This window comes from Citrobacter amalonaticus (genome assembly GCF_018252635.1).
Classification (GTDB): Bacteria; Pseudomonadota; Gammaproteobacteria; order Enterobacterales; family Enterobacteriaceae; genus Citrobacter_A; species Citrobacter_A amalonaticus_E.
The window spans coordinates 44311-66705 of sequence record NZ_JAGTXM010000002.1 but is presented as its reverse complement, the minus strand read 5'-3'; the positions used below and the strand labels follow the sequence as shown (position 1 = coordinate 66705).

Annotated in this window: 24 protein-coding genes and 1 pseudogene; 9 read left to right on the top strand and 16 right to left on the bottom strand. The window is 54.0% G+C overall.

Annotated features, from left to right (window positions below; all coding sequences use genetic code 11):
• Window positions 1-13 precede the first annotated feature (13 nt).
• The 3 genes from gloA to KE671_RS04795 all read right to left on the bottom strand — a co-directional run bounded on the left by gloA (window position 14) and on the right by KE671_RS04795 (window position 2273).
• Window positions 14-421: a lactoylglutathione lyase gene (gene gloA / locus KE671_RS04805; protein ID WP_043000807.1), complete on the bottom strand. Its 408-nt coding sequence runs from the start codon at window positions 419-421 to the stop codon at window positions 14-16.
• Between the two features lie 97 nt (window positions 422-518).
• Entirely contained in the window at window positions 519-1616 is a 1098-nt protein-coding gene (locus tag KE671_RS04800) for an alkene reductase (protein WP_206161974.1), read from the bottom strand.
• 57 nt (window positions 1617-1673) lie between these two features.
• Window positions 1674-2273, bottom strand: a complete 600-nt coding sequence (locus KE671_RS04795) for a TetR/AcrR family transcriptional regulator (RefSeq protein ID WP_206161973.1) — start codon at window positions 2271-2273, stop codon at window positions 1674-1676.
• Between the two features lie 101 nt (window positions 2274-2374).
• Between KE671_RS04795 and KE671_RS04790 the strand changes: the two genes are divergently transcribed.
• The 3 genes from KE671_RS04790 (at window position 2375) to sodC (ending at window position 4159) form a co-directional block, all read left to right on the top strand.
• Complete coding sequence (locus KE671_RS04790; protein WP_206161972.1) at window positions 2375-2614, top strand: DUF1289 domain-containing protein; 240 nt, start codon at window positions 2375-2377, stop codon at window positions 2612-2614.
• A 49-nt stretch (window positions 2615-2663) separates the two neighbouring features.
• Window positions 2664-3560, top strand: coding sequence for an aldo/keto reductase (locus tag KE671_RS04785; protein ID WP_206161971.1), 897 nt, complete (start codon window positions 2664-2666; stop codon window positions 3558-3560).
• A gap of 77 nt (window positions 3561-3637) precedes the next feature.
• Complete coding sequence (gene sodC, locus KE671_RS04780; protein ID WP_206161970.1) at window positions 3638-4159, top strand: superoxide dismutase [Cu-Zn] SodC; 522 nt, start codon at window positions 3638-3640, stop codon at window positions 4157-4159.
• On the opposite strand, the pseudogene KE671_RS04775 reads toward sodC, so the two are convergent.
• From KE671_RS04775 to KE671_RS04765, 3 genes and pseudogenes are all read right to left on the bottom strand, one after another.
• A pseudogene (locus KE671_RS04775) lies at window positions 4102-6175 on the bottom strand (FUSC family protein). The gene sodC and the pseudogene KE671_RS04775 sit on opposite strands and share 58 nt — an antisense overlap.
• Window positions 6176-7033 carry an efflux RND transporter periplasmic adaptor subunit gene (locus KE671_RS04770; protein WP_206162755.1) on the bottom strand — a complete coding sequence of 286 codons (858 nt, stop codon included), beginning with the start codon at window positions 7031-7033 and terminating at the stop codon, window positions 6176-6178.
• Window positions 7034-7035: 2 nt separating this feature from the next.
• Window positions 7036-7245 carry a DUF1656 domain-containing protein gene (locus tag KE671_RS04765; protein ID WP_233623035.1) on the bottom strand — a complete coding sequence of 70 codons (210 nt, stop codon included), beginning with the start codon at window positions 7243-7245 and terminating at the stop codon, window positions 7036-7038.
• Window positions 7246-7467: 222 nt separating this feature from the next.
• On the opposite strand from KE671_RS04765, the gene slyA reads away from it, so the two are divergent.
• Window positions 7468-7908 carry a transcriptional regulator SlyA gene (gene slyA, locus KE671_RS04760; protein ID WP_195293978.1) on the top strand — a complete coding sequence of 147 codons (441 nt, stop codon included), beginning with the start codon at window positions 7468-7470 and terminating at the stop codon, window positions 7906-7908.
• Between the two features lie 44 nt (window positions 7909-7952).
• Here the strand turns inward: slyA and slyB are convergent, their stop codons facing one another.
• Window positions 7953-8420, bottom strand: a complete 468-nt coding sequence (gene slyB, locus KE671_RS04755; protein WP_206161968.1) for a glycine zipper 2TM domain-containing protein — start codon at window positions 8418-8420, stop codon at window positions 7953-7955.
• A gap of 271 nt (window positions 8421-8691) precedes the next feature.
• On the opposite strand from slyB, the gene anmK reads away from it, so the two are divergent.
• The 5 genes from anmK to pdxY all read left to right on the top strand — a co-directional run bounded on the left by anmK (window position 8692) and on the right by pdxY (window position 13273).
• On the top strand, window positions 8692-9813 hold the full coding sequence (gene anmK / locus KE671_RS04750) for an anhydro-N-acetylmuramic acid kinase (RefSeq protein WP_206161967.1): 1122 nt from the start codon (window positions 8692-8694) through the stop codon (window positions 9811-9813).
• A 93-nt stretch (window positions 9814-9906) separates the two neighbouring features.
• Window positions 9907-10230: a C-type lysozyme inhibitor gene (mliC, locus tag KE671_RS04745; protein WP_044254665.1), complete on the top strand. Its 324-nt coding sequence runs from the start codon at window positions 9907-9909 to the stop codon at window positions 10228-10230.
• Window positions 10231-10288: 58 nt separating this feature from the next.
• Complete coding sequence (gene pdxH, locus KE671_RS04740) at window positions 10289-10945, top strand: pyridoxamine 5'-phosphate oxidase (protein WP_206161966.1); 657 nt, start codon at window positions 10289-10291, stop codon at window positions 10943-10945.
• Between the two features lie 126 nt (window positions 10946-11071).
• The gene (gene tyrS, locus KE671_RS04735; protein WP_061077409.1) at window positions 11072-12346 is read left to right on the top strand and encodes a tyrosine--tRNA ligase; all 1275 of its coding nucleotides are present in this window, start codon (window positions 11072-11074) and stop codon (window positions 12344-12346) included.
• A gap of 66 nt (window positions 12347-12412) precedes the next feature.
• A complete protein-coding gene (pdxY, locus tag KE671_RS04730; RefSeq protein ID WP_206161965.1) occupies window positions 12413-13273 on the top strand; it encodes a pyridoxal kinase PdxY in 861 nt (286 codons plus the stop codon).
• A gap of 47 nt (window positions 13274-13320) precedes the next feature.
• On the opposite strand, the gene gstA is transcribed toward pdxY, so the two are convergent.
• The 9 genes from gstA to rsxA form a co-directional block, all read right to left on the bottom strand.
• Window positions 13321-13926: a glutathione transferase GstA gene (gstA, locus tag KE671_RS04725; RefSeq protein WP_206161964.1), complete on the bottom strand. Its 606-nt coding sequence runs from the start codon at window positions 13924-13926 to the stop codon at window positions 13321-13323.
• 105 nt (window positions 13927-14031) lie between these two features.
• Window positions 14032-15537 (bottom strand): dipeptide/tripeptide permease DtpA, encoded by a 1506-nt coding sequence (dtpA, locus tag KE671_RS04720; RefSeq protein WP_206161963.1) that lies wholly within the window; start codon window positions 15535-15537, stop codon window positions 14032-14034.
• 607 nt (window positions 15538-16144) lie between these two features.
• The gene (nth, locus tag KE671_RS04715) at window positions 16145-16780 is read right to left on the bottom strand and encodes an endonuclease III (RefSeq protein WP_061077413.1); all 636 of its coding nucleotides are present in this window, start codon (window positions 16778-16780) and stop codon (window positions 16145-16147) included.
• Window positions 16777-17475: an electron transport complex subunit E gene (locus KE671_RS04710; protein ID WP_206161962.1), complete on the bottom strand. Its 699-nt coding sequence runs from the start codon at window positions 17473-17475 to the stop codon at window positions 16777-16779. The genes nth and KE671_RS04710 overlap by 4 nt, the downstream gene beginning before the upstream one ends.
• Before the next feature lie 3 nt (window positions 17476-17478).
• The gene (gene rsxG / locus KE671_RS04705; protein ID WP_206161961.1) at window positions 17479-18099 is read right to left on the bottom strand and encodes an electron transport complex subunit RsxG; all 621 of its coding nucleotides are present in this window, start codon (window positions 18097-18099) and stop codon (window positions 17479-17481) included.
• A 3-nt stretch (window positions 18100-18102) separates the two neighbouring features.
• Window positions 18103-19161 (bottom strand): electron transport complex subunit RsxD, encoded by a 1059-nt coding sequence (gene rsxD, locus KE671_RS04700; RefSeq protein ID WP_206161960.1) that lies wholly within the window; start codon window positions 19159-19161, stop codon window positions 18103-18105.
• A complete protein-coding gene (rsxC, locus tag KE671_RS04695) occupies window positions 19162-21210 on the bottom strand; it encodes an electron transport complex subunit RsxC (RefSeq protein ID WP_206161959.1) in 2049 nt (682 codons plus the stop codon).
• Complete coding sequence (gene rsxB, locus KE671_RS04690) at window positions 21203-21781, bottom strand: electron transport complex subunit RsxB (RefSeq protein WP_206161958.1); 579 nt, start codon at window positions 21779-21781, stop codon at window positions 21203-21205. The genes rsxC and rsxB overlap by 8 nt, the downstream gene beginning before the upstream one ends.
• The gene (gene rsxA / locus KE671_RS04685) at window positions 21781-22362 is read right to left on the bottom strand and encodes an electron transport complex subunit RsxA (protein ID WP_005121199.1); all 582 of its coding nucleotides are present in this window, start codon (window positions 22360-22362) and stop codon (window positions 21781-21783) included. The genes rsxB and rsxA overlap by 1 nt, the downstream gene beginning before the upstream one ends.
• Window positions 22363-22395: the final 33 nt, after the last annotated feature.

The window sequence follows — 22395 nt, the reverse complement described above, 5'->3', positions numbered from 1 at the left end:
GCCCGGCAGGACGTTAGTTACCGAGACCTTTCCCGGCATCTTTCTCTTCGATCAGTTCGATTTTGTAACCGTCCGGATCTTCAACAAATGCAATAACGGTAGTGCCCCCTTTAACCGGACCGGCTTCACGGGTGACGTTTCCGCCATTCTGACGAATGCGTTCACAGGCTTCGGCCGCATTATCCACGCTCAGGGCGATATGACCGTAAGCAGTACCCAGTTCGTATTTATCGACGCCCCAGTTGTAGGTCAACTCAATCACCGCTTCATCACTCTCTTCGCCGTAGCCAACGAACGCCAGAGAGTATTTGTATTCCGTGTTTTCGCTGGTGCGCAGCAGCTTCATGCCCAGGACTTTAGTATAAAAATCAATGGAGCGTTGCAGATCGCCAACGCGCAGCATCGTATGAAGTAAACGCATGTTTTGTCCCCTTAAAAAATGGTCAATACATTCAAAATGTTGTTTTAGTATAGCGGCGTTTTTACGCCGCTATCAATGAAGGAATGCGGATGGGGTATCAGAGCGTCGGGTAATCAGTATAACCTTCCGCGCCGCCGCCGTAGAAACTTTCACTGCGCTGCGGGTTGAGTTCGGCTTTACGTTGCAGACGCGCCACCAGATCCGGATTAGCGATGTAATCACGACCAAACGCGACGGCGTCGATCAAACCCTTCTCGATTAAGGATTCAGCTTTTTCTGGCGTATAGGCGCCGGCACCGATAATCGGGCCGTGGAAACGAGCGCGGACTTTTTCACGGAACGCTTCGGTATACGGCTTTCCGCCCGCCCAGTCGGGTTCAGACATATGCAGATAGGCGATGCCGCGTTTACCCAGTTCTTCAATCAGATACAGCGCGTCGGCTTCTTCGTTCGGACCATTGTCGACGTTCTGGAAGGTGCCAATCGGCGAGACGCGAATACCGATACGATCCGCACCCCATTCCTGAATGCCGGCATCAACCACTTCCAGCACCAGACGTGCGCGATTTTCCACGCTGCCGCCGTACCGATCGTTACGGTGGTTGGAAGAAGGGGAAAGGAACTGGTGCAGCAGATAACCGTGGGCGGAGTGCAGTTCAACCAGATCGAAACCGGCTTCACGCGCATTGGCGATCGCCTGACGGAAATCATTGACGATGCCCGGGATCTCTTCGGTTTCCAGCGCGCGAGGCATTGAGGTGTCTACGCGGATTGCCTGACCATTTTCATCACGCAGGGAAGTACGGGTACCCGCACTGATAGCCGATGCCGATACCGGCGGCTGACCGCCCGGCTGCAGGCTGGAGTGAGAAATACGGCCTGTGTGCCATAACTGAACGGCGATATGGCCATTTTCAGCATGAACACCCGCTGTGATTTTCTTCCACGCGGCGATCTGCTCATCGCTGTGCAGACCCGGCGCGCCGGCGTAACCTTTCGCCTGTGCGGAAATCTGTGTTGCTTCGCTGATGATAAGACCCGCGCTGGCGCGCTGGCGATAATACTCGGCCATTAACGGAGTAGGGATGTCGCCAGGCTCAATGCTGCGCAGACGCGTCAGCGGGGCCATGAAGATACGGTTTGGTGCGGTGATCGCGCCCACTTTCAGTGGGGTAAACAGTTTATCAGATGACATAATGTTTTCCGTTATGAATAGACCGGTCGTCTAGTGAGAGATTAAATAAAACGCCCGTCAAATATCAGGCGTTGCAATGATATTTTTCACATGCCCCAGCGCATTTTCAAGCGGAGTGGCGCTGCGCGAAATTTTGGCCTGCAGGTTCGCCCCCAGCCATAGCGCATACAGAATTTGCGCCTGTTGCAGCGGTTCTCCTGCAAACGTCAAACAATGACTTTCACGACCTTTATCCAGCGCCTGCGCCAGAATTGTCATTATTTTCCCGGCTCCCTGGTCCATCGCGGCGCGCATGTCTTCCGACAGGTCGCACACCTCGGCGGAAAGTTTAACAGTCAGGCAGCCGCTGATGATCCCTTGCTGACAAAACTGGTTCAGGGTTTCCTGATAATAAGCCAGAATGCGATCGCGATAATTGCCCGGACCGGAGTCAAAATGCACCGCCAGCCGCTGATGATAACCAGCAAAATGTCGTTCCAGCATGGCGACACCAAAGGCTTCTTTGGAGCGAAAATAATGATAAAACGAGCCTTTCGGCACCCCGGCGGTTTTGAGCAACTCGCTCAGCCCCATACCGGTAAAACCTCGCTGCATGCAAAGATGCTCGCCGGTAGCCAGTAAGTGTTCGCGGGTGTCGTATTCAGTTTGCTTGTTCATGGCAGTGAGTGTAATAGACCAGTCGGTCTAATGCAAGTCAGGTTGCCAGAAAGCATGTTTACGTCTTCAATAGAGTGAAGGCCTAATGAAGAGGAAAAGGTGTGGCGGAGCAGTTAGAGTTTTTCCCTGTTCAGAGTCCGTGTCGGGGGATTTGCCAGTCAGATGAGCGCGGTTTTTGCCGGGGATGCCTGCGCAGCCGGGATGAGCGGTTCAACTGGCAAAATATGAGCGACTCGCAAAAACAAGATGTGCTGCGGTTATGCCGCCAGCGTCTGCTGCGTAAATTACGCGCAAATAAACCCGCCGCGCCAGAAGAACCTCAACAGCCTTCACTCTTTTAAACCACTAATTGTATATACTCGCAGTAATTTACTTCACGAGGAAGCAGTTATGGTTCAGCGTATTACTCTTGCACCACAAGGCCCGGAATTCTCCCGCTTTGTTATGGGTTACTGGCGACTGATGGACTGGAATATGTCCCCCCGGGAACTGGTGAGCTTTATTGAAGAGCACCTGGATTTAGGTGTCACGACCGTGGACCATGCGGATATTTACGGTGGCTATCTGTGCGAGGCAGCCTTTGGTGAAGCGCTGAAACTGGCCCCTCATCTGCGTGAGCGCATGCAGATCGTCACTAAATGCGGTATCGCCACTACCGCGCGCGCGGAAAACGCGCTCGGCCACTACATCACCGATCGCGATCATATTGTGAAAAGCGCGGAACAGTCGTTGACCAATCTGGCGACTGACCATCTGGATCTGCTGCTGATCCACCGTCCGGACCCGCTGATGGATGCCGATGAAGTTGCCGACGCCTTTAAACACCTGCATCAGAGTGGAAAAGTGCGTCATTTCGGTGTCTCCAACTTTACGCCTGCGCAGTTTACGTTGTTGCAATCGCGCCTTCCGTTCACGCTGGCGACCAACCAGGTGGAGATCTCTCCGGTTCACCAGCCGCTGCTGTTAGACGGCACGCTCGATCAGCTCCAGCAACTGCGCATTCGCCCGATGGCCTGGTCTTGTCTCGGCGGCGGGCGCCTGTTCAATGACGATGCGTTCCAGCCGCTGCGTAATGAGCTGGCGGTGATCGCACAAGAACTGAACGCCTCTTCCATTGAGCAAGTGGTTTATGCCTGGATCCTGCGTCTGCCGTCACAGCCGCTGCCGATCATTGGCTCCGGTAAAATCGAACGTGTTCGTGCAGCGGTGGAAGCAGAATCTCTGAAAATGAGCCGCCAGCAGTGGTTCCGTATCCGTAAAGCCGCGCTGGGTTACGACGTACCGTAAGGGAAAATCGCGGATCTCCGTTCAAAATGGTGTCACTGGTTTACACTTAACCGACATACATACAGAACGGAGGTCCTATGAAGCGATTGAGTCTGGCTATGTTAACCCTGTTGGCCTGTGCGGGGGCGCAAGCCGCCAGTGAGACCGTGGAGATGAACCTGGTTACCTCACAAGGGGTCGGGCAGTCCATCGGGGAGGTAACGATTGCAGAAACAGCGAACGGGCTGGAATTTACGCCGGATCTGAAAGCGTTGCCGCCAGGTGAGCATGGTTTTCATATCCATGCCAACGGCAGTTGTCAGCCGGCCATTAAAGACGGCAAAGCCTTTGCCGCCGAGTCCGCCGGAGGGCATTTTGACCCGCATAAAACCGGTAAACACGCCGGACCGGATGGCGAAGGGCATCTTGGCGATCTGCCCGTGCTGGTGGTGAATAACGAAGGTAAAGCCATCATTCCCGTCACGGCAACGCGCCTTAAATCCCTTAACGATATCAAAGACAAAGCGCTGATGATCCACGTCGGAGGCGATAATATGTCCGATCAGCCCAAACCTCTGGGCGGCGGTGGGGCACGCTTTGCTTGTGGGGTGATTAAATAATCAGGATGTCAGCGAGCCTTCTGGCGGCGCTTGTTCCAGTTGAGAAAGCGAACAATACAGTCGCCAGACGATCGCCGCCAGTTCTTGCGCGGCGGGTTGATGATGGCGCGACAGCGTCTGGCAAATCCGCAGGAGTTCCGCCAGCGTTGCAGCAAGCGACCGCTGCTGGACGCCGCGTTCGCTCATCACATCATGCAGTAAGGCAATACAAATGTCCCGGACCTGTGACAGCGGGTCGGAACGCGACTCCCAGCCGCGAAGCTGCCAGACGACGTGTGAACAATTGAGCAACACCACGCCCCAGCGCAGTAGCCAGCGCCGCGCCAGCGCATCCTGACTGTTGCTTAACTGACTGATATGGTGATACGTCAGCGACTCGTACTCGTTTTCACTGTACGTCGGATAGCGACTCAACTGATCGACAAAGCTCCGGCGTAGCGCCCGGATATGGCGGCGGCTTTTGCGCGCATCCGATCCCGGACGCAAAATCGCGAAGGCCAGCCATGACAGCGCTACCCCGACAATCTTCGCGGTATTGTCATTCAGAAAATCGGCAAAGTCATAGACCGGTGGATTAGTTACGGCGATAAACGACCCCATAAAGACAATCAATTGTCCCCAAAGTCCCGCCAGTTTTGGCATTTGCAACTTCAATAATTGCATGGTGGTTAGCAACGGGAACAAGAACAGCAAGAATTCCCACAGGTCGCTAATCTGGACCATCAGTCCGAACTTGACTACGAAACTGAACAGCGAGAGCAATACCAGCGTGCGCATCAGCAGCGTCAGTGATTTAAACGGCGTGGCAACGGCGGAATAGAGCACACAACTGATGGCCGCCAGCGTCAACGCTCCCGAACCCGATTCCCACTGCGACGTAATACTCCAGGCGCCAATGACCATCAGCGTGACAAAGGTGCGCAGGCCGCTCCAGAGGGCTTCTGCATTATCGGTGTGTCGTGCCAGCGCGGGAGTACGCGGAATGTTAACGGGGGTTAGCGGCCCGCCATTTTCGATCAGGCGTAACTGGTGGCTGGTGCGCAGATAGAGGCGACAAAAGTAGCGTAACCGCTGCCAGAATGCGACGTGACGATAATCGCTAACGTCGGTGGGGGCAAGGGGCGCAATGATCCGCGCAACGGCATAACTGTCGGTCTGTGAACGGGCCAGCGCCGCCAGAAGTTGGTCAATGATTTCCCGCATCTGGGCCGGGGGATTGGGCCAGTTCAGCAACATTCTGCGTAAACTTGAGATGACGCTGGTGAGGCGCAGTTGATTATGCAAAAGGGCGTTCAGCAGCGCATTCTGGCGACGGAAACGGTAATGGCTCCAGAATGCCTGAATACGCAATAAATTCATCGTTAAAATCTGTCCGATCACGCCTTCGTGCGCGGAGCGAATCGCATCGGTCGTCTCGGATTGCCACAGCAGGCTGGCGTGTTCCAGCAGACGCGCATGCATGTTCTTCAGCGCGGTCAGTAGCGCAGTACCATCTGAGGTACTGGGCAATATCATCATCATCGTGCCGCCGCAGAGGATCCCGACAATCACTTCGCAGACGCGCGCCTGCGCGATATCCCACAGTTGAGTGATTTCAACAATATTCACCATCGGGAAAGCAATAATGGCGGCCGTGTAACCTGCAAGCTGGAAGGCATACGCCACGTTATTGGTAAACTGCGCACAGGCCCAGGTACAGAAGCCAATCCAGGCGGACATGCTCAACAGAAACAGCCACGGTTCGTTGAGCGTATGTCCGGCGAGAATTAATGCTGCGGTCGCCCCCAGCAGGCTCCCCGCAATGCGTCCAAGACTTTTACTGATCACCCCGCCAACCGTGGGAAAACTGACCACAGCGGCAGAGGTCATGGCCCAATAGGGTTCATCCAGATTGAGATAGTAGGCAAACGTCAGCGCCAGGCACATCGCCAGAGTATTACGCAGCGCATAGCGCCACTGTCCAGCTGTCGCTTTCAGCCATGGCGTATTGTCCACAGACACGTGCAGGCGCTTCATTTATTTGTCGATCGCCACGCTACAGGTCGTGCCGGAGACGAGCGTCACGTCACGCGGAAGTTGGTCAAATTCAATTCGTACCGGTACGCGCTGCGCCAGGCGGACCCAGGGCACATTGGGTTTGATATCCGGCACCAGTCCGGAATCGCTCTCCACGCTTTGGTCGTAAATGGCGCGGCCAATGCTGGATACGTGACCCTGTAACTTAATATTGCCGCTGTAAAGCGTAATCTGGGCAGGCGCACCTTCACGAATATGACGCAGTTTGGTTTCTTCAAAATAGCCCATTACGTAGAAGGAGTGGCTATCTACCAGGGCAAACAGCGGCTGGCCGGTGGTAGCGAAGTTACCGGTACGCGTCGACAAATTGGTGATCCAGCCGGAAACCGGGGCGTGGACATCCGTCTGCGCCAGTTGCCACTGCGCTTGTCTGAGCGTCGCCTGGGCGACGTCTACGCTTGCCTGCATCGCTTTTACATTCAGATTCGCGGTGTCTAACTCTTCTGCGGAAATGACGTTTTGCGTCAAATGGCGACGACGGTTGGCTTCGTTGTTGGCTTTCGCCAGTTCCGATTGTGCTTTAGCCAGTTGGGCCTGCGCATTGAGTTCGGCGATATGAAAAGGGGTCTTATCAATACGAAAAAGCAGATCGCCGGCGTTGACGAACTGGTTATCGTTAACCAGGAGATCGACGATAGTGCCAGACACTTGCGGCGTTACGCTGACCTGTTCGGCGCGGACCTTGCCGTCACGTGTCCAGGGGGATTGCATGTAATAATTCCACATAAACCATCCCGCCAGAACGGCGAGGGCTGCAACCACAATGGTGGAGAAATATTTCAGTGTTTTAAGCGTCATCATTACCACGCAACCAATAAAAGAAGCCCCGAACAGACGCAAAGGGCAAAAATTGACAGATCCATCAATAAAGGATGCCAGATTTCACCAGAATAAATGCGTTCGCGCAGCAGGCGATGGATGAAAAGCCAGAGGAGAAATCCCAGCGCAAAGGCCTTAAACAGCGGAGGGAAGTAAACAGATGCGCCAATCACCAAGTCCTGTAAGGGCATCCCTGTTGTATTGAGTGCGGAGGTCACAAGCAATAGTCCTTTGCGTCAGGCTACGTTTATCCAGGTTTAGCAAAAACTGGTACAACGCGTGCTTTTTTCGCGTAATGTCTGAAAAATATGTCTGGCGGTAACCAAATGCAGCAATACATTTGTTTTAGCAATACAATTACTGCACACTATTCTAAAATCAGTATAATATCTTAGCAAGCTAATTATAAGGAGATGAAATTGGAATCGCCATTAGGTTCTGATCTGGCACGGTTGGTGCGCATTTGGCGTGCTTTGATAGACCACCGTCTTAAGCCTCTGGAATTGACGCAGACGCACTGGGTTACGCTGCATAATATTCATCAATTGCCACCGGATCAATCACAGATACAACTGGCAAAAGCGATTGGCATTGAACAGCCGTCACTGGTACGTACGCTGGATCAGCTCGAAGAGAAAGGGCTTATTTCGCGTCAGACCTGTGTCAGCGATCGCCGCGCCAAACGGATCAAACTCACGGAAAAGGCAGAGCCGCTAATTGCCGACATGGAAGCGGTTATCAATAAAACCCGCGGTGAGATTCTGGAAGGGATTTCTGCGCAGGAAATTGACCTGCTGATTAAACTGATCAGCCGACTTGAACACAATATTATTGAGCTTCAGTCGCACGATTAATCGTATGGAACGTGTGGTCAGGATCTGACCACACGTTAATTCACTTAGCGCGGAGAGACGGTCACCTGACGACCATTGCTGGCCAGCACAACACGCTGTCCTGCAGAGAAACGCGTATCCCCTTGTTTTTGAACAACCATGATAGTGTTGCCATCATCCTTACGGATTTCCAGCTCAACGCCCTGCGTTTTGTTCATTGCACCCTGCACGCCTTGACCGGCGACGCCACCAGCGACAGCACCTGCAGCCGTTGCCAGAGAACGCCCCGTACCACCACCGACAGTGTTACCCAGGAAGCCGCCGAGCACAGCACCACCAATGGCGCCGATTACGTTATCATTATCGCCGGCCTGAATTTTTACCGGACGTACGTTTACAATCGTCCCGTAGGTGACATTCTGAACCTGCTTCGCTTCAGAAGCGGTATAGACATCGCCCGAAAGGCTATCCGTGTTGGCACAACCCACTAAAGACAAGCCTGCCAGTGAAACGATCAGTATACGTTTAATCATTTAAAAATCTCCTGTTCACCATGAAACGCTACCCAAGCATCCCTCATGGTCAAATTATATGGCATTTGCGCGTTTAAGGTCACATGTTCTGTCTGAATGATGGAGAAATCATAATAACAGGCAGCTTAACCAACTTTAAACGAACTATTCAGTGAATATATTAAATCAGCACAGCGAGGGTACTTTCCGGAAAAACGTAAATGAAGCGTAGCATTGACTACGCGTTTATGATGGAGTGTTGACGCAAAGTCATGCTTAAAAAGGAACATGTATGAAATCGGGCCGTTATATTGGCGTGATGTCAGGCACCAGCCTTGATGGTGTCGATGTAGTACTGGCGACGATAGATGACACGATGGTAGCCCAACAGGGGAGCCTCACCTGGCCGATGCCTGTTTCTCTTAAACAGGCGATTCTCGATATTTGCCAGGGACAATCCCTGACCCTTTCCCAGTTTGGTCAGTTGGATGTCCGGCTGGGCAAGCTGTTTGCCGAGGCGGTCAACGCGCTACTGACACAGGAAAAACTGCGTCCGCAAGACATTATCGCCATCGGTTGCCACGGGCAAACCGTGTGGCATGAACCTACAGGCGCTGCTCCCCATACGCTACAGATCGGTGACAACAATCAGATTGTGGCGCATACCGGTATCACGGTAGTTGGTGACTTTCGTCGTCGGGATATTGCGCTGGGAGGACAGGGCGCGCCTCTGGTCCCTGCATTTCATCAGGCGCTGCTCGCGCATCCGACAGAGCGAAGAATGGTGCTTAATATTGGCGGCATCGCGAATTTGTCGCTGTTGATCCCCGGGCAACCCGTTCGTGGATACGACACCGGGCCGGGGAATATGCTGATGGATGCCTGGATCTGGCGGCAGTGCGGTAAACCCTATGATAAAGATGCGCAATGGGCCAGTGGTGGAACGGTAATTATTCCGCTCATGCAACATATGCTTAGCGACCCATGGTTCTCGCTACCGGCACCGAAAAGTACCGGGCGCGAATACTTCAACTACGGCTGGATCGAGCGTCAACTGGCGGCATTCCCGGGAATTGCGCCGCGCGATGTTCAGGCGACGCTGACGGAACTGACGGCTGTTACCATTTCCGAACAAGTGCTGCTGAGTGGCGGCTGCGAACGTCTGATGGTGTGCGGCGGCGGCAGTCGTAATCCCTTGTTAATGACCCGACTGGCGGGACTGCTGCCGGGAACAGAAGTTACCACTACCGATGAGGCTGGGATTAGCGGCGATGATATGGAAGCGCTGGCATTTGCCTGGCTGGCGTGGCGCACGCTGGCCGGTCTGCCGGGTAATTTACCGTCGGTTACCGGTGCCCGCGAAGCGAGTGTGCTCGGTGCTGTTTTCCCTGCCAACCCACGAACTCAGAGTTAACTGAATTTTTCTTTCGTCTTCTGTCGTTACACTGTGGAGATTAAGGAGGGTGAATTCACCCTCCCGGACCAGGAAAGTCTTCAGGATACGTCTATGAAAAAACTGCTACTCATTTGTTTCCCGCTTATGCTCTCTGGTTGTAGCGTCTACAACCAGTTTGTTGAACGTATGCAAACGGACACGCTGGAATACCAGTGTGATGAAAAACCGCTGACGGTAAAACTGAATAATACCCGTCAGGAGGTGAACTTTGTTTATGACAACAAGTTGCTTAATCTGAAGCAGGGCATTTCGGCGTCTGGCGCGCGCTATACCGATGGAATCTATGTGTTCTGGTCGAAAGGCGACGGCGCGACCGTTTACAAACGCGACCGTATCGTGCTGAATAACTGCCAGTTACAAAATCCGAAGCGTTGAGATTTCCAGCAGGGCGGCGCACAATAGCGCCACCCACTGACAATCCGTAGCGAACCTCATGTCTGATAACGACGAATTGCAGCAAATCGCGCATCTGCGCCGTGAATACACCAAAGGTGGTCTGCGCCGCCGCGATCTTCCCGCTGAGCCGTTAACGCTTTTCGAACGCTGGCTGGCTCAGGCATGTGATGCCAGACTGGCGGATCCTACCGCCATGGTTGTGGCAACCGTAGATGAAAATGGCCAACCGTATCAGCGAATTGTGTTGTTGAAACACTACGATGAAAAAGGGCTGGTGTTCTATACCAACCTCGGCAGCCGTAAAGCGCATCAAATCGAAAAAAATCCGCGTATCAGCCTGCTGTTTCCCTGGCATATGCTGGAGCGTCAGGTGATGGTGACAGGCCAGGCCGAGCGCTTATCGACGCTGGAAGTGGTGAAGTATTTCCACAGTCGCCCGCGTGACAGCCAGATCGGGGCCTGGGTTTCGAAACAGTCCAGCCGCATTTCCGCGCGCGGGATCCTTGAAAGTAAATTCCTCGAATTAAAACAGAAATTCCAGCAGGGCGAAGTGCCGTTGCCCAGTTTCTGGGGCGGGTTCCGCGTCAGCATTGAGCAGATGGAGTTCTGGCAGGGCGGTGAGCACCGACTGCATGACCGCTTTTTATACCAGCGTGAAAATAACGCATGGAAAATTGACCGTCTCGCGCCATAAACCCGGAAAATTGTTGTGTTAAGCGCTAGCGCTGTGTGCGCCAGCGCTTTATTCTATAGAGCTTTCGCGTCTGGCGAAAAGTCGTGTACCGGCAAAGGTGCAGTCGTTTTATACATGGAGATTTTGATGGCAAGCAGTAACTTGATTAAACAATTGCAAGAGCGGGGGCTGGTCGCCCAGGTGACGGACGAGGAAGCGTTAGCAGAGCGACTGGCGCAAGGCCCGATCGCGCTCTATTGCGGCTTCGATCCTACCGCTGACAGCTTGCATTTGGGGCATCTGGTTCCCTTGTTATGCCTGAAACGCTTCCAGCAGGCAGGTCACAAACCTGTGGCGCTGGTCGGTGGCGCGACCGGTCTGATTGGCGACCCGAGCTTTAAAGCCGCCGAGCGTAAACTGAACACCGAAGATACCGTTCAGGAGTGGGTAGATAAAATCCGTAAACAGGTTGCTCCGTTCCTGGATTTCGACTGCGGCGACAACTCCGCTATCGCGGCGAACAACTATGACTGGTTCGGCAACATGAATGTGCTGACCTTCCTGCGCGATATCGGGAAACATTTCTCTGTAAACCAGATGATCAACAAAGAAGCGGTAAAGCAGCGTCTGAACCGTGACGATCAAGGGATCTCCTTCACTGAGTTCTCGTACAACCTGTTACAGGGCTATGACTTTGCCTGTCTGAATAAACTGCATGGTGTGGCGCTACAAATTGGCGGTTCCGATCAGTGGGGGAACATCACCTCCGGGATCGACCTGACGCGTCGTCTGCATCAGAATCAGGTCTTCGGTCTGACCGTTCCGCTGATCACCAAAGCGGACGGCACCAAGTTCGGCAAAACCGAAGGCGGCGCGGTATGGCTGGATCCGAAGAAAACCAGCCCGTACAAATTCTACCAGTTCTGGATCAACACGGCGGATGCCGACGTGTATCGTTTCCTGAAGTTCTTCACCTTCATGGACATTGAAGAGATCAATGCGCTGGAAGAAGAAGACAAGAACAGCGGTAAGGCGCCACGTGCCCAGTATGTGCTGGCCGAGCAGGTCACGCGTCTGGTGCATGGCGAAGAAGGCCTTATCGCGGCAAAACGCATCACCGAGAGCCTGTTCAACGGCACGCTGAGCGATTTGAGCGAAGCGGACTTCGAACAACTGGCGCAGGATGGTGTGCCGATGGTTGAGATGGAAAAAGGCGCTGACCTGATGCAGGCGCTGGTGGATTCCGAACTGCAACCGTCCCGTGGTCAGGCGCGTAAAACCATTGCGTCAAACGCGATCACCATCAACGGTGAGAAGCAGTCTGATCCGGAGTACACCTTCGTTGAAGGCGATCGTTTGTACGGCCGCTACACGCTGTTGCGTCGCGGTAAGAAGAATTACTGTCTGGTCTGCTGGAAGTAATCGAAAGTGAGCAGGGGCGTGGGAAACCACGCCCCTTTATTTTTTCAGGGTTGTGGTAAGCAAAAAATGAAGAATATCCTCGCCATTCAGTCCCACGTTGTTTTTGGACATGCTGGCAATAGCGCAGCGGAATTTCCGATGCGCCGCCTCGGTGCCAACGTCTGGCCCCTCAATACGGTTCAATTCTCTAATCACACGCAATACGGCAAATGGACAGGCTGCGTCATGCCGCCTTCACATCTGACGGAGATTGTGCAGGGTATCGACGATATCGATCAGTTGAAGCGCTGCGATGCGGTGTTGAGTGGTTATTTGGGTTCTGCCGAGCAGGGCGAGCATATTCTGGGGATCGTGCGTCAGGTGAAAGCGGCCAACCCGGCGGCGAAATATTTCTGCGACCCGGTGATGGGACATCCGGAAAAGGGGTGCATCGTCGCGCCTGGCGTTGCTGAGTTTCATGTTCGTCACGCGTTACCTGCCAGCGACATCATTGCTCCGAATCTGATTGAGCTGGAAATCCTCTGCGAACACGCGGTGAACAGCGTAGATGAAGCGGTTGCCGCTGCTCGCGAGCTCATTGCGCAAGGACCGGAGATTGTGCTGGTCAAGCACCTGGCGCGCGCGGGTTACAGCCAGGATCGTTTTGAAATGCTGCTGGTAACTGTCGATGATGCCTGGCACATCAGCCGTCCGCTGGTGGATTTCGGCGCCCGGCAGCCGGTCGGCGTGGGTGATGTGACCAGCGGGTTGCTGTTAGTGAAGTTGCTGCAAGGCGCAACAATCCAGCAGGCGCTGGAACATGTTACGGCGGCTGTGTATGAAATTATGATTGCCACCAAAGCCATGCAGGAATATGAGTTGCAAGTGGTGGCCGCGCAGGATCGTATCGCTCAACCAGATCATTATTTTAGCGCCACACGGCTCTGACTTATCTGCCGGATGTGGCGTTGACCGCTACATCCGGCCTGATTCGCTTATTGTAATCCTTCCGCCTTCATCGCCGCCGCAACGCCCGGACGCGCAGCCATTCGTTTCATATATGCCGCAATATGGTCTAACCCGTCCATATTAAGTTTTATCGCATACGCCCAGCGCAGCACGGTGAAAAGGTAGGCATCAGCGATAGTGAATCGCGAGCCGCAAATCCATTGTCCCTCGCTGAGAGCGGCATCGACGTACTGCATTTTTTTCTCGAGTAGTGCGCGAACGGTCGGTTTGTACTCTTCCGGCGTGTCAGGGCGAAACAGCGGCGTAAAGCCTTTATGCAGCTCAGTCGCAATATAGTTAAGCCATTCCAGGGTCTTATAGCGTGAAATGCTGCTCACGGGAGCCAACAACTGGCGATCAGGAACGCTGTCGGCGAGATATTGCATAATCGCCACGCCTTCGGTCAGCAGCGTACCGTCATCGAGCAACAGGGCGGGAACCTGTCCCTTTGGGTTGACCGCGAAAAAATCATCGCCGTTTTCCAGACGTTTTTTCATCAAATCCACGCCATCGAGCGTGAAATCTTTCCCACTCTCGCGAAGGGTAATATGGGAAGCAAGAGAACAGGCGCCTGGTTTGTAAAACAGTTTCATCGATAACTCCTTTCCACTAAGGTTTAACGTATCCTGGCTCGGGTTCAGGCAAAAAAAAAGCCGCTAACGCAAAGTTAGCAGCTTCATTATGCGTTTCCCAGATATTTACGCGGCAGCGGTTGTAGACGCTTTCTCGCGAGGTTCATCATCCTGAGTCATGCGGTTGAGTTTCGGCGCCGTCAGCAGCATCAGAACAGCGATCACTGCGGTCGCCACGCCAATCTGCAGGAACACGCGACCATACACTTCCAGAGACATCAGCGGGTCGGTTACGTTTTCCGGAACAGCCATCATGCTGGCGACATAACCGCCAATAATGTTGGCGCCGGCTGTCGTGAGGAACCAGCTACCCATGATGAAGCCCATCAGACGCTGCGGAACCAGTTGTGCCACCATAGCCAGACCCAGACCGGAAATCATCAGCTCACCGATACTTTGCAGGCCGTAGCAAATGATCAGCCAGTTAACGGATACGATGCCTGCATCGGATGCGAATTTAGCACCCAGCGGCAGGATCAGGAACGCGCCAGAACACAGCACCATACCGATGGCAAACTTCGTCGGCATCGGCAGGGTATCGCCCATCTTGTTATAGATAGCCGCGAGGATAGGACTACCAATGATGATCCAGAACGGGTTCAGCGCCTGATACTGTTCAGGTTCGAACGCAATGCCAAGGATAGAATGCTCAACGTTACGGATGGCGAAGAAGTTCAGCGACGTCGGCATCTGGCTGTACAGCACGAAGAAGATGATTGCTTCCAGCATCAGAATGAACGCCACAATCATTTTACGACGGGCAGCGCCCTGCATAGAGAAGGCTTCTTTACCGAAGATAATCACGATACCGAACGCGATCACACCCAGAACCATACGGGCGATTTGCTGGTTGTGCAGCAGCCAGGTTGCAATCGCGATCAGCGCGATAACGCCAACGATGGTCAGCAACAGGTTACGGAAGTTAATCGGTTCGAAGTCCGGCTTAGAACCGTAGTTTTTCACCCAACGCTGGCAGAACGCGAAGTTCACCACTGTGATCAGCATACCGACCACGCTCAACGCGAACGCGGTGCTCCAGCCGTAATGCGCGGCCAGCCACGGCGTTGCCAGCATAGAGAAGAATGAACCGATATTGACGGACATATAGTACATCGTAAATGCACCATCAAGACGCGGGTCATCTTTGGCGTAGCAGGTCGACAGCAGCGAGGACGGGTTAGCTTTGAACAGACCATTACCCACGGCAATGGCGGCCATCCCCATATAAACGATGCCGGCATCGTGTCCGGACCATGCCACCAGGGCATAACCAATAGCCAGTACTACTGCACCGAGCATAATGACGCGCTTGGTACCCAGAACTTTGTCGCCTAACCAGCCACCAATGGCGACCAGACCATAAACCAGGGCACTAAAGGACGAGAAAAGAGTAATTGAATCCGCTTCAGACATACCCAGTTGTTTAACCAGGTAAACGGCCATAATTCCTTGTAAGCCGTAGTAACCGAAACGCTCCCAGAGCTCAATCGAGAAGATGAGATAGAACGCCTTCGGTTGTTTGAAAGCGTTAAGACTGACGCTTTCCGTTGGTTTCTTGTTTGCAGTAGACACTTTAGCCTCTTTTTTTACATCCCATATTAACGGGGGTGTTCTGTCACGTGATACCACCGGGTAGCCGTGAAATTGTTATAGTGGGAGGGGAAACGGCAAGTAATGTTCACTATCTTGTACTTTCAGACAAGTCTTTTGTAATAATCTGTTACATATATCTGAGGTGGTGGATTCATCGGGGTTGGTAAATGTTATCTAGCGTTAAATTTCTTTAATTGCAGAATGGCAGTTTTTTACACTATCAGTCAGCCCTGTAAATCGCTGTATGGCGATATGTTCTGCTATATGGCAATTAATGCAGTGATAAAGGCCAGTATCTAAAAAATAGCCAGTGTAATGTTTTGTGTATAAAAACTGACTCATTGTCATCTGATTGTAGAATTAACCAAAATGGACAAAAAAATTTACATGGAGTTATCACTATGATCGCGATCACAATTGGATAGAAATTTTCGTTATTAAAAAAAGGATTAACCTGAATAACTGCTAATTACCGGGATGATTCATTTGTCTAAGCGGAAGAGCGTGGAATCATTGACGGAATGAAGAGGTAGAAACAGAGGATAACAAAATGTTATGACGGGGCGAATTGGTCTGCCCCGATCGGTCAAATATCCACCTTCTCTTTGAATTCACAGAGATCTTCGATGATACAGGAACCACAGCGCGGTTTGCGGGCGATACAGGTGTAGCGACCGTGCAGGATCAGCCAGTGATGGCAGTCGACCTTAAACTCTGCGGGAACCACTTTCAGCAACTTCTCTTCCACCTGCTCAACGTTCTTGCCGGGTGCAAAGTGGGTACGGTTACAGACGCGAAAGATATGCGTGTCGACGGCGATGGTGGGCCAGCCGAAGGCGGTATTCAGCACGACGTTTGCTGTCTTGCGACCCACGCCCGGCAAGGCTTCAAGCGCCGCACGATCCTCTGGCACCTCGCCATGATGTTGCTCAAGCAGGATGCGGCAGGTCTTAATCACGTTTTCGGCTTTGCTGTTAAACAGGCCGATCGTTTTGATATAGGACTTCACGCCCTCAACGCCGAGTTCCAGCATGGCGGCGGGGGTATTGGCAACGGGGTAGAGTTTCGCCGTGGCCTTATTCACGCTGACATCCGTCGCCTGTGCTGACAACAGTACCGCGATCAACAGTTCAAAGGGCGAGCTGAAATTCAGTTCGGTGGTTGGATGCGGATTGTTTGCGCGTAATCGGGTTAATATTTCTAACCGCTTTGCTTTATTCATGAGACATTCCCTGGTTCACCGGAGGGCAACTCCGTTGCGACTGATGCACTGGCGCGGCGCTTTTTCATCTTCTCATCTATGAGATATTTCACCGCCAGCATGAGTCCCAGACCAATAAAGGCGCCGGGCGGCAACATTGCCAGCAGGAAAGGAGAGTCGGTATGGAAAATTTCCACGCGCAGTACCTTCGCCCAGCTTCCGAGCAGCCCATCCGCACCGTCAAATAATGTCCCGTTGCCGATGATCTCTCGCATAGAGCCCAGCACAAACATAGCGCCGGTCGCGCCCATCCCGATGGAAAACCCATCGAGCGCAGAGAGCGCAGGACCTTTTTTGGCGGCAAAGGCTTCAGCGCGTCCGACCACAATGCAGTTGGTCACGATCAGCGGGATAAAAATCCCCAGCGACTGGTAGAGGCCAAAGGCATAGGCGTTGATCAGCATTTGTACCGCGCTGACCACCGAGGCGATGATCATCACGTAAATCGGAATACGAATTTCTGCGGGCGTCCAGCGGCGCAGCGCGGAAATGGTCAGGTTGGTCAACGTCAGCACCAGCGTGGTGGCGAGTCCCAGTCCGAGGGCATTAGTGGCGGTCGACGTGACGGCCAGCAGGGGACACATCCCCAGCAACTGCACCAGCGCTGAGTTGTTCTTCCACAACCCCTGAACGATGACATCTTTAATTTCGCTCATGATTTATTCTCCGCAGGCCGGAAGTTGAGGAAGTTGCGCAGGCAGCGTCCGGGCATACAGTCCTGCACGCTTGACGGCATTCACCACCGCGCGCGGCGTAATCGTCGCTCCGGTAAACTGGTCAAAATCTCCGCCATCTTTTTTCACAGCCCAGTGGCTGTCGTTATCATTCTGAATTTTCTTTCCGCTAAATCCGGTGATCCAGTCAGACAGACGTCGTTCTATTTTATCGCCCAGACCCGGGGTTTCATGGTGTTCCGTCACGCGAGTGCCCAAAATTGTGCCGCTGAAATCGGCACCGACAAGCAACTGAATGGAGCCAGAGTAGCCATCCGGCGCCGTCGCCTCAAGTACTGCCGCTACGGGGGTGCCGTCCTGCTCGGCGATATACACGCGATGCTCACCTTTACCCAGTTCAGGGGCGTTGACCACGACGCAGCGATCCTGCAAACGGTTATTGTAGCGATCGGCCGGGAGAACCTGATCAAACAGGGCCTTTTGCTGAATGGCCGCCTGTTCATCAATGGTGGTCCTGGTCATCTGGTTGATAGCGGCGGTCAGTCCGGTCGAGCCAGCGGCAAACAGCGCCAGGGTGAAGCCATGTTTACGTATCGTTTTCAGCATGGATTATCCTTTGCGGTGCCCATACACGCGTGGGCGCGTGTAGTAGTCAATCAGCGGGACGGTAATATTGGCCAACAGCACGGCAAATGCCACACCATCCGGATAGCTGCCGAAACTGCGGATTAACCACACCAGCAAGCCTGCCAGCGCGCCAAACACCAGGCGACCTCGATTGGTCGTCGAGGCCGTCACCGGGTCTGTCAGAATAAAGAAGGCACCAAGCATCGTTGCTCCGGAGAGCAGATGAATTTGCGCAGAGGCCAGCGACTCGGGGGCAAACAGCCAGCCCAGCGTCGCACAGACGGTCAATGAGAGCAGGAAGCTCACCGGAATATGCCAGCGTATGGCGTTTTGCTGTAACAGGAAGAGACCGCCAGCCAGCCAGGCCAGGTTGACCCACTGCCAGCCTGCACCGGCAAACATACCGCTGTAGATAGGGTACTGCATGATCTGCTCAACAGAATGACCCGCATGCAGGGAGGTTTTGAACGTATCCAGCGGCGTAGCCTGGCTTACCCCGTCAATTCCCATACGCAGTGCATTCATGTCACCGCCGCTGGCGGTATGTCCGGTAAAAATGACCTGTAGCGCATCGACCAGTCCCGGTGCGGACGCAGCAATCTCTTGCGGTGGCAACCAACTGGTCATCTGTACCGGGAAGGAGATCAGCAGCACCACGTAGCCAATCATCGCCGGGTTGAATGGGTTTTGTCCCAGGCCGCCATACAGTTGCTTGGCGATGATTACCGCGAATACCGTACCAAGGATCACCATCCACCACGGGGCGAGGGGCGGAATACTGACAGCAAGCAGCAGACCGGTCAGCAGCGCTGAATTGTCTTTTAAAATCGCCACCACCGGCTGTTTACGTAATCTGAGTACGGCGGCTTCCGCCAGCAACGCACTTGTGCAGGCGAGTATAATCTGGAACAGCGTCCCCCAACCGAAAAACCACCATTGCACCGCGATGCCCGGCACCGAAGCCAGTAAGACCAGCAGCATAATGCGCGAGGTTTGACGCTGATTATGCGTGTAGGGAGAGCTTGCGATTCTGAATACCATTTATTCCTCGTTCACAACGTGCTGCTGAGCGTCTTTTCTGGCTTTTGCGCGTGCTATCGCAGCGGCAACGGCCGCCTTGCGCGGGTCGAGCGATTCTACAGTCGGTTCAGCCGGTGCGGCAGGTCCGCTGCTGGCTAGTTGTTCCTGCTTGCGCGCCTTCGCGCGGGCGATAGCGGCTTCGACGGCGGCTTTGCGCGGATCCACCGTTTCAGCCGGTGCAGCAGGTTTGCTGCTGGCCTGTTGTTCCTGCTTGCGCGCCTTCGCGCGGGCGATAGCGGCTTCGACGGCGGCTTTGCGCGGATCCACCGTTTCAGTCGGTGCGGCAGGTTTGCTGCTGGCCTGTTGTTCCTGCTTGCGCGCCTTGGCGCGGGCGATAGCGGCTTCGACGGCGGCTTTGCGCGGATCGGCATCTACTGTGGTGACGTTCTCGGCCTGTTTTGCCCGTGCCTGTGCTTTGCGCGCTTCGCGAGCGGCAATCACCGCGCTATTGTCCGGTTTTTCACCGGCTTTGATCATCACCGGTTGGGTCGCTTGCGCCTGTTTCTCTTTGACGCGAGCCAGGGCGGCAGCAATAGCATCCTGATCTTTCGCCGCAGGCTGTGCGGCCGCTTTCTTATGACGTTCCAGACGTGCCGCTTTTTCACGTTCCAGGCGAGCCTGACGTGCTTCAAAACGCGCTTTTGCCTCTGCCGCGCGCTTCTCTTCCTGGCTTATTGCATAAAGCTCGGCTTTTTCCTGACGGAAATATTGCACCAACGGAATATTGCTTGGGCAGACCCAGGCGCAGGCACCGCATTCAATGCAATCTGCAATGTTATGCGCCGTGGCTTTGTCATGCTGTTGTCCTTTACTGAACCAGTAAAGCTGCTGGGGCAGAAGATCGGCCGGGCAGGCGTCGGCGCAGGCGCTACAGCGAATGCAGCCTTTCTCTTCCTGCGGTTCACCCATCTCTGTCGCTGACGGCGCCAGTAAACAGTTAGTTATCTTCACCACCGGCACATCGAGCCATGGCAGGGTGAAGCCCATCAGCGGGCCGCCCATAATCACCATCTGATCGGCAGAAGGACAGAAACCGGCATCATTTAACAGATGTCGCACCGGCGTACCAAGTCTCGCCCAGACGTTGCCCGGGCGGTTAACCGCTTCACCAGTGAGGGTCACTACACGCTCGGTAATAGGCTCGCCGTCGACGATCGCGCGTTTTACCGCATACGCCGTCCCGACGTTTTGCATCAGTACGCCGATGTCGGAGGAACGACCACCGTGCGGAACCTGCTTCCCGGTCAGAATTTGGGTCAACTGTTTTGCGCCACCCGAAGGATATTTCGTCGGGATCACGCGTAGCGAGATATCTCGCGCATCGGCCAGCACCGCACGCAGCATTGAGATTGCCTGCGGCTTGTTATCTTCGATGCCGATAAGCACTTCTCGCGGTTGCAGAATATGGGCCAGAATGCGGATACCCTCGACAATCTGAGCCGCACAATCCTGCATCAGACGATCGTCGGCGGTGATATAGGGTTCACACTCCGCCGCGTTGATGATCAGCGTTTCAATTTTGTCGCCGCCGCCCTGCAATTTATTGCCAGTCGGAAAGCCAGCGCCGCCCAGGCCTGCGACGCCAAACTGGTGAATGCGCTCAATTAAAGCTTCGCGACTCTGCGAGCGATACTCCTGCCAGCCTTCGCGTTCAATCCAACGGTCTTCGCCATCGGCATCGATGATCACGCTCAGCTCGGCTAAAGCCGAAGGATGCGCCGTTGAGTGAGGTGCAATGGCGACCACCGTCCCGGAGGTCGGCGCATGAACCGGGAGCATTCTTCCCCATCCACGGGTCAGCGCTTGTCCGCGTAGCACATGCTGCCCTACGGCGACGCACAGTTCCCCTTCAGCACCAATATGCTGTTTGAGCGGCATAACGAAGCGTTGCGCGAGGGGAACCTGGCGCAGCGGCGTGCCGTTTGACTGGGTTTTCATTTCCGGCGGATGAATGCCGCCGTTGAAATCCCAGATCTTATCTTTTCTGAAAGCAGAGAATAACTTAAGCATGTTGTTCCACGGGGATAATACGCACGGGGATGGTGTTCAAATCCCACTTCCAGCTGTCAGGCGTTTCAGCGACCGGACGCAGTTCAATGCAGTGAGTCGGGCAGGGATCCACGCACAGATTGCAGCCTGTGCACAAATCGCTCATCACCGTGTGCATGGCGCGCGTTGCGCCAATAATGGCGTCCACCGGACAGGCCTGAATACACTTGGTACAACCGATGCAGTTGGCTTCATCAATCACCGCCAGCATGCGGACCGGCGCAACATCCTGTTCATCGCCATCGATTGGCTGAGGATCCACGTTCAGCAGTTCAGCTATTTTTAACATCACCGCTTCGCCGCCGGGGGCACAGCGGTTAATTTTTTCCCCCTGGCTACCAATCGCTTCCGCGTAGGGGCGACAGCCAGGATAGCCGCATTGCCCACACTGGCTCTGCGGCAGAATCTCATCGATTTTTTCAACGACAGGATCATCCTCTACCGCGTAACGGCGGGAGGCGTAACCCAGGATAGCGCCGAACACCAGACCCAGCAGGCTCACGGCGGCAACGGCAATCCAGATAGCATTCATTACAACTTCACCAGACCACTAAAGCCCATAAAGGCCAGAGACATTAACCCAGCGGTAATCAGCGCAATGGCATTACCGCGAAAAGGCGCCGGGACATCTGCAACAGCGAGACGCTCACGAATCGCCGCAAACAGCACCATCACCAGCGAGAAGCCGACAGCGGCGGAGAAACCATATAGCGCCGACTGTAAAAAATTATGGCCGAGATTGATATTCAGCAGCGCGACACCCAGAACCGCGCAGTTGGTGGTGATTAGCGGTAAGAAGATCCCCAGCAGACGATAGAGCGCCGGGCTGGTTTTGCGCACTACCATTTCGGTAAATTGCACCACGACCGCGATAACCAGAATAAAAGCCAGCGTGCGCAGATAAATGAGATCGAGCGGGATCAGAATCCAGGTATCAATCAGCCAGGCGCAAATGGAGGCCAGCGTCATCACAAAAGTGGTGGCAAGCCCCATCCCCATCGCGGTTTCCAGCTTTTTGGAAACGCCCATAAAAGGACAAAGGCCCAGAAACTTAACCAGTACAAAGTTATTGACCAGTACAGTTCCGACAAACAGCAGCAGGTAATCAGTCATTTTTCGGCCTGAAATAAAAAAGCCGCCTATTAT

What these genes read in the sequence shown, in the direction of transcription:
- rsxB (WP_206161958.1), bottom strand. Translation starts at nt 21,781, where the DNA reads ATGAATGCTATCTGGATTGCCGTTGCCGCCGTGAGCCTGCTGGGTCTG.
- rsxA (WP_005121199.1), bottom strand. Translation starts at nt 22,362, where the DNA reads ATGACTGATTACCTGCTGCTGTTTGTCGGAACTGTACTGGTCAATAAC.
- slyA (WP_195293978.1), top strand. Translation starts at nt 7,468, where the DNA reads ATGAAATTGGAATCGCCATTAGGTTCTGATCTGGCACGGTTGGTGCGC.
- pdxH (WP_206161966.1), top strand. Translation starts at nt 10,289, where the DNA reads ATGTCTGATAACGACGAATTGCAGCAAATCGCGCATCTGCGCCGTGAA.
- KE671_RS04770 (WP_206162755.1), bottom strand. Translation starts at nt 7,033, where the DNA reads ATGACGCTTAAAACACTGAAATATTTCTCCACCATTGTGGTTGCAGCC.
- nth (WP_061077413.1), bottom strand. Translation starts at nt 16,780, where the DNA reads ATGAATAAAGCAAAGCGGTTAGAAATATTAACCCGATTACGCGCAAAC.
- pdxY (WP_206161965.1), top strand. Translation starts at nt 12,413, where the DNA reads ATGAAGAATATCCTCGCCATTCAGTCCCACGTTGTTTTTGGACATGCT.
- rsxG (WP_206161961.1), bottom strand. Translation starts at nt 18,099, where the DNA reads ATGCTGAAAACGATACGTAAACATGGCTTCACCCTGGCGCTGTTTGCC.
- anmK (WP_206161967.1), top strand. Translation starts at nt 8,692, where the DNA reads ATGAAATCGGGCCGTTATATTGGCGTGATGTCAGGCACCAGCCTTGAT.
- sodC (WP_206161970.1), top strand. Translation starts at nt 3,638, where the DNA reads ATGAAGCGATTGAGTCTGGCTATGTTAACCCTGTTGGCCTGTGCGGGG.
- KE671_RS04710 (WP_206161962.1), bottom strand. Translation starts at nt 17,475, where the DNA reads ATGAGCGAAATTAAAGATGTCATCGTTCAGGGGTTGTGGAAGAACAAC.
- mliC (WP_044254665.1), top strand. Translation starts at nt 9,907, where the DNA reads ATGAAAAAACTGCTACTCATTTGTTTCCCGCTTATGCTCTCTGGTTGT.
- gstA (WP_206161964.1), bottom strand. Translation starts at nt 13,926, where the DNA reads ATGAAACTGTTTTACAAACCAGGCGCCTGTTCTCTTGCTTCCCATATT.
- rsxC (WP_206161959.1), bottom strand. Translation starts at nt 21,210, where the DNA reads ATGCTTAAGTTATTCTCTGCTTTCAGAAAAGATAAGATCTGGGATTTC.
- KE671_RS04795 (WP_206161973.1), bottom strand. Translation starts at nt 2,273, where the DNA reads ATGAACAAGCAAACTGAATACGACACCCGCGAACACTTACTGGCTACC.
- KE671_RS04765 (WP_233623035.1), bottom strand. Translation starts at nt 7,245, where the DNA reads ATGCCCTTACAGGACTTGGTGATTGGCGCATCTGTTTACTTCCCTCCG.
- slyB (WP_206161968.1), bottom strand. Translation starts at nt 8,420, where the DNA reads ATGATTAAACGTATACTGATCGTTTCACTGGCAGGCTTGTCTTTAGTG.
- gloA (WP_043000807.1), bottom strand. Translation starts at nt 421, where the DNA reads ATGCGTTTACTTCATACGATGCTGCGCGTTGGCGATCTGCAACGCTCC.
- rsxD (WP_206161960.1), bottom strand. Translation starts at nt 19,161, where the DNA reads ATGGTATTCAGAATCGCAAGCTCTCCCTACACGCATAATCAGCGTCAA.
- KE671_RS04800 (WP_206161974.1), bottom strand. Translation starts at nt 1,616, where the DNA reads ATGTCATCTGATAAACTGTTTACCCCACTGAAAGTGGGCGCGATCACC.
- KE671_RS04785 (WP_206161971.1), top strand. Translation starts at nt 2,664, where the DNA reads ATGGTTCAGCGTATTACTCTTGCACCACAAGGCCCGGAATTCTCCCGC.
- tyrS (WP_061077409.1), top strand. Translation starts at nt 11,072, where the DNA reads ATGGCAAGCAGTAACTTGATTAAACAATTGCAAGAGCGGGGGCTGGTC.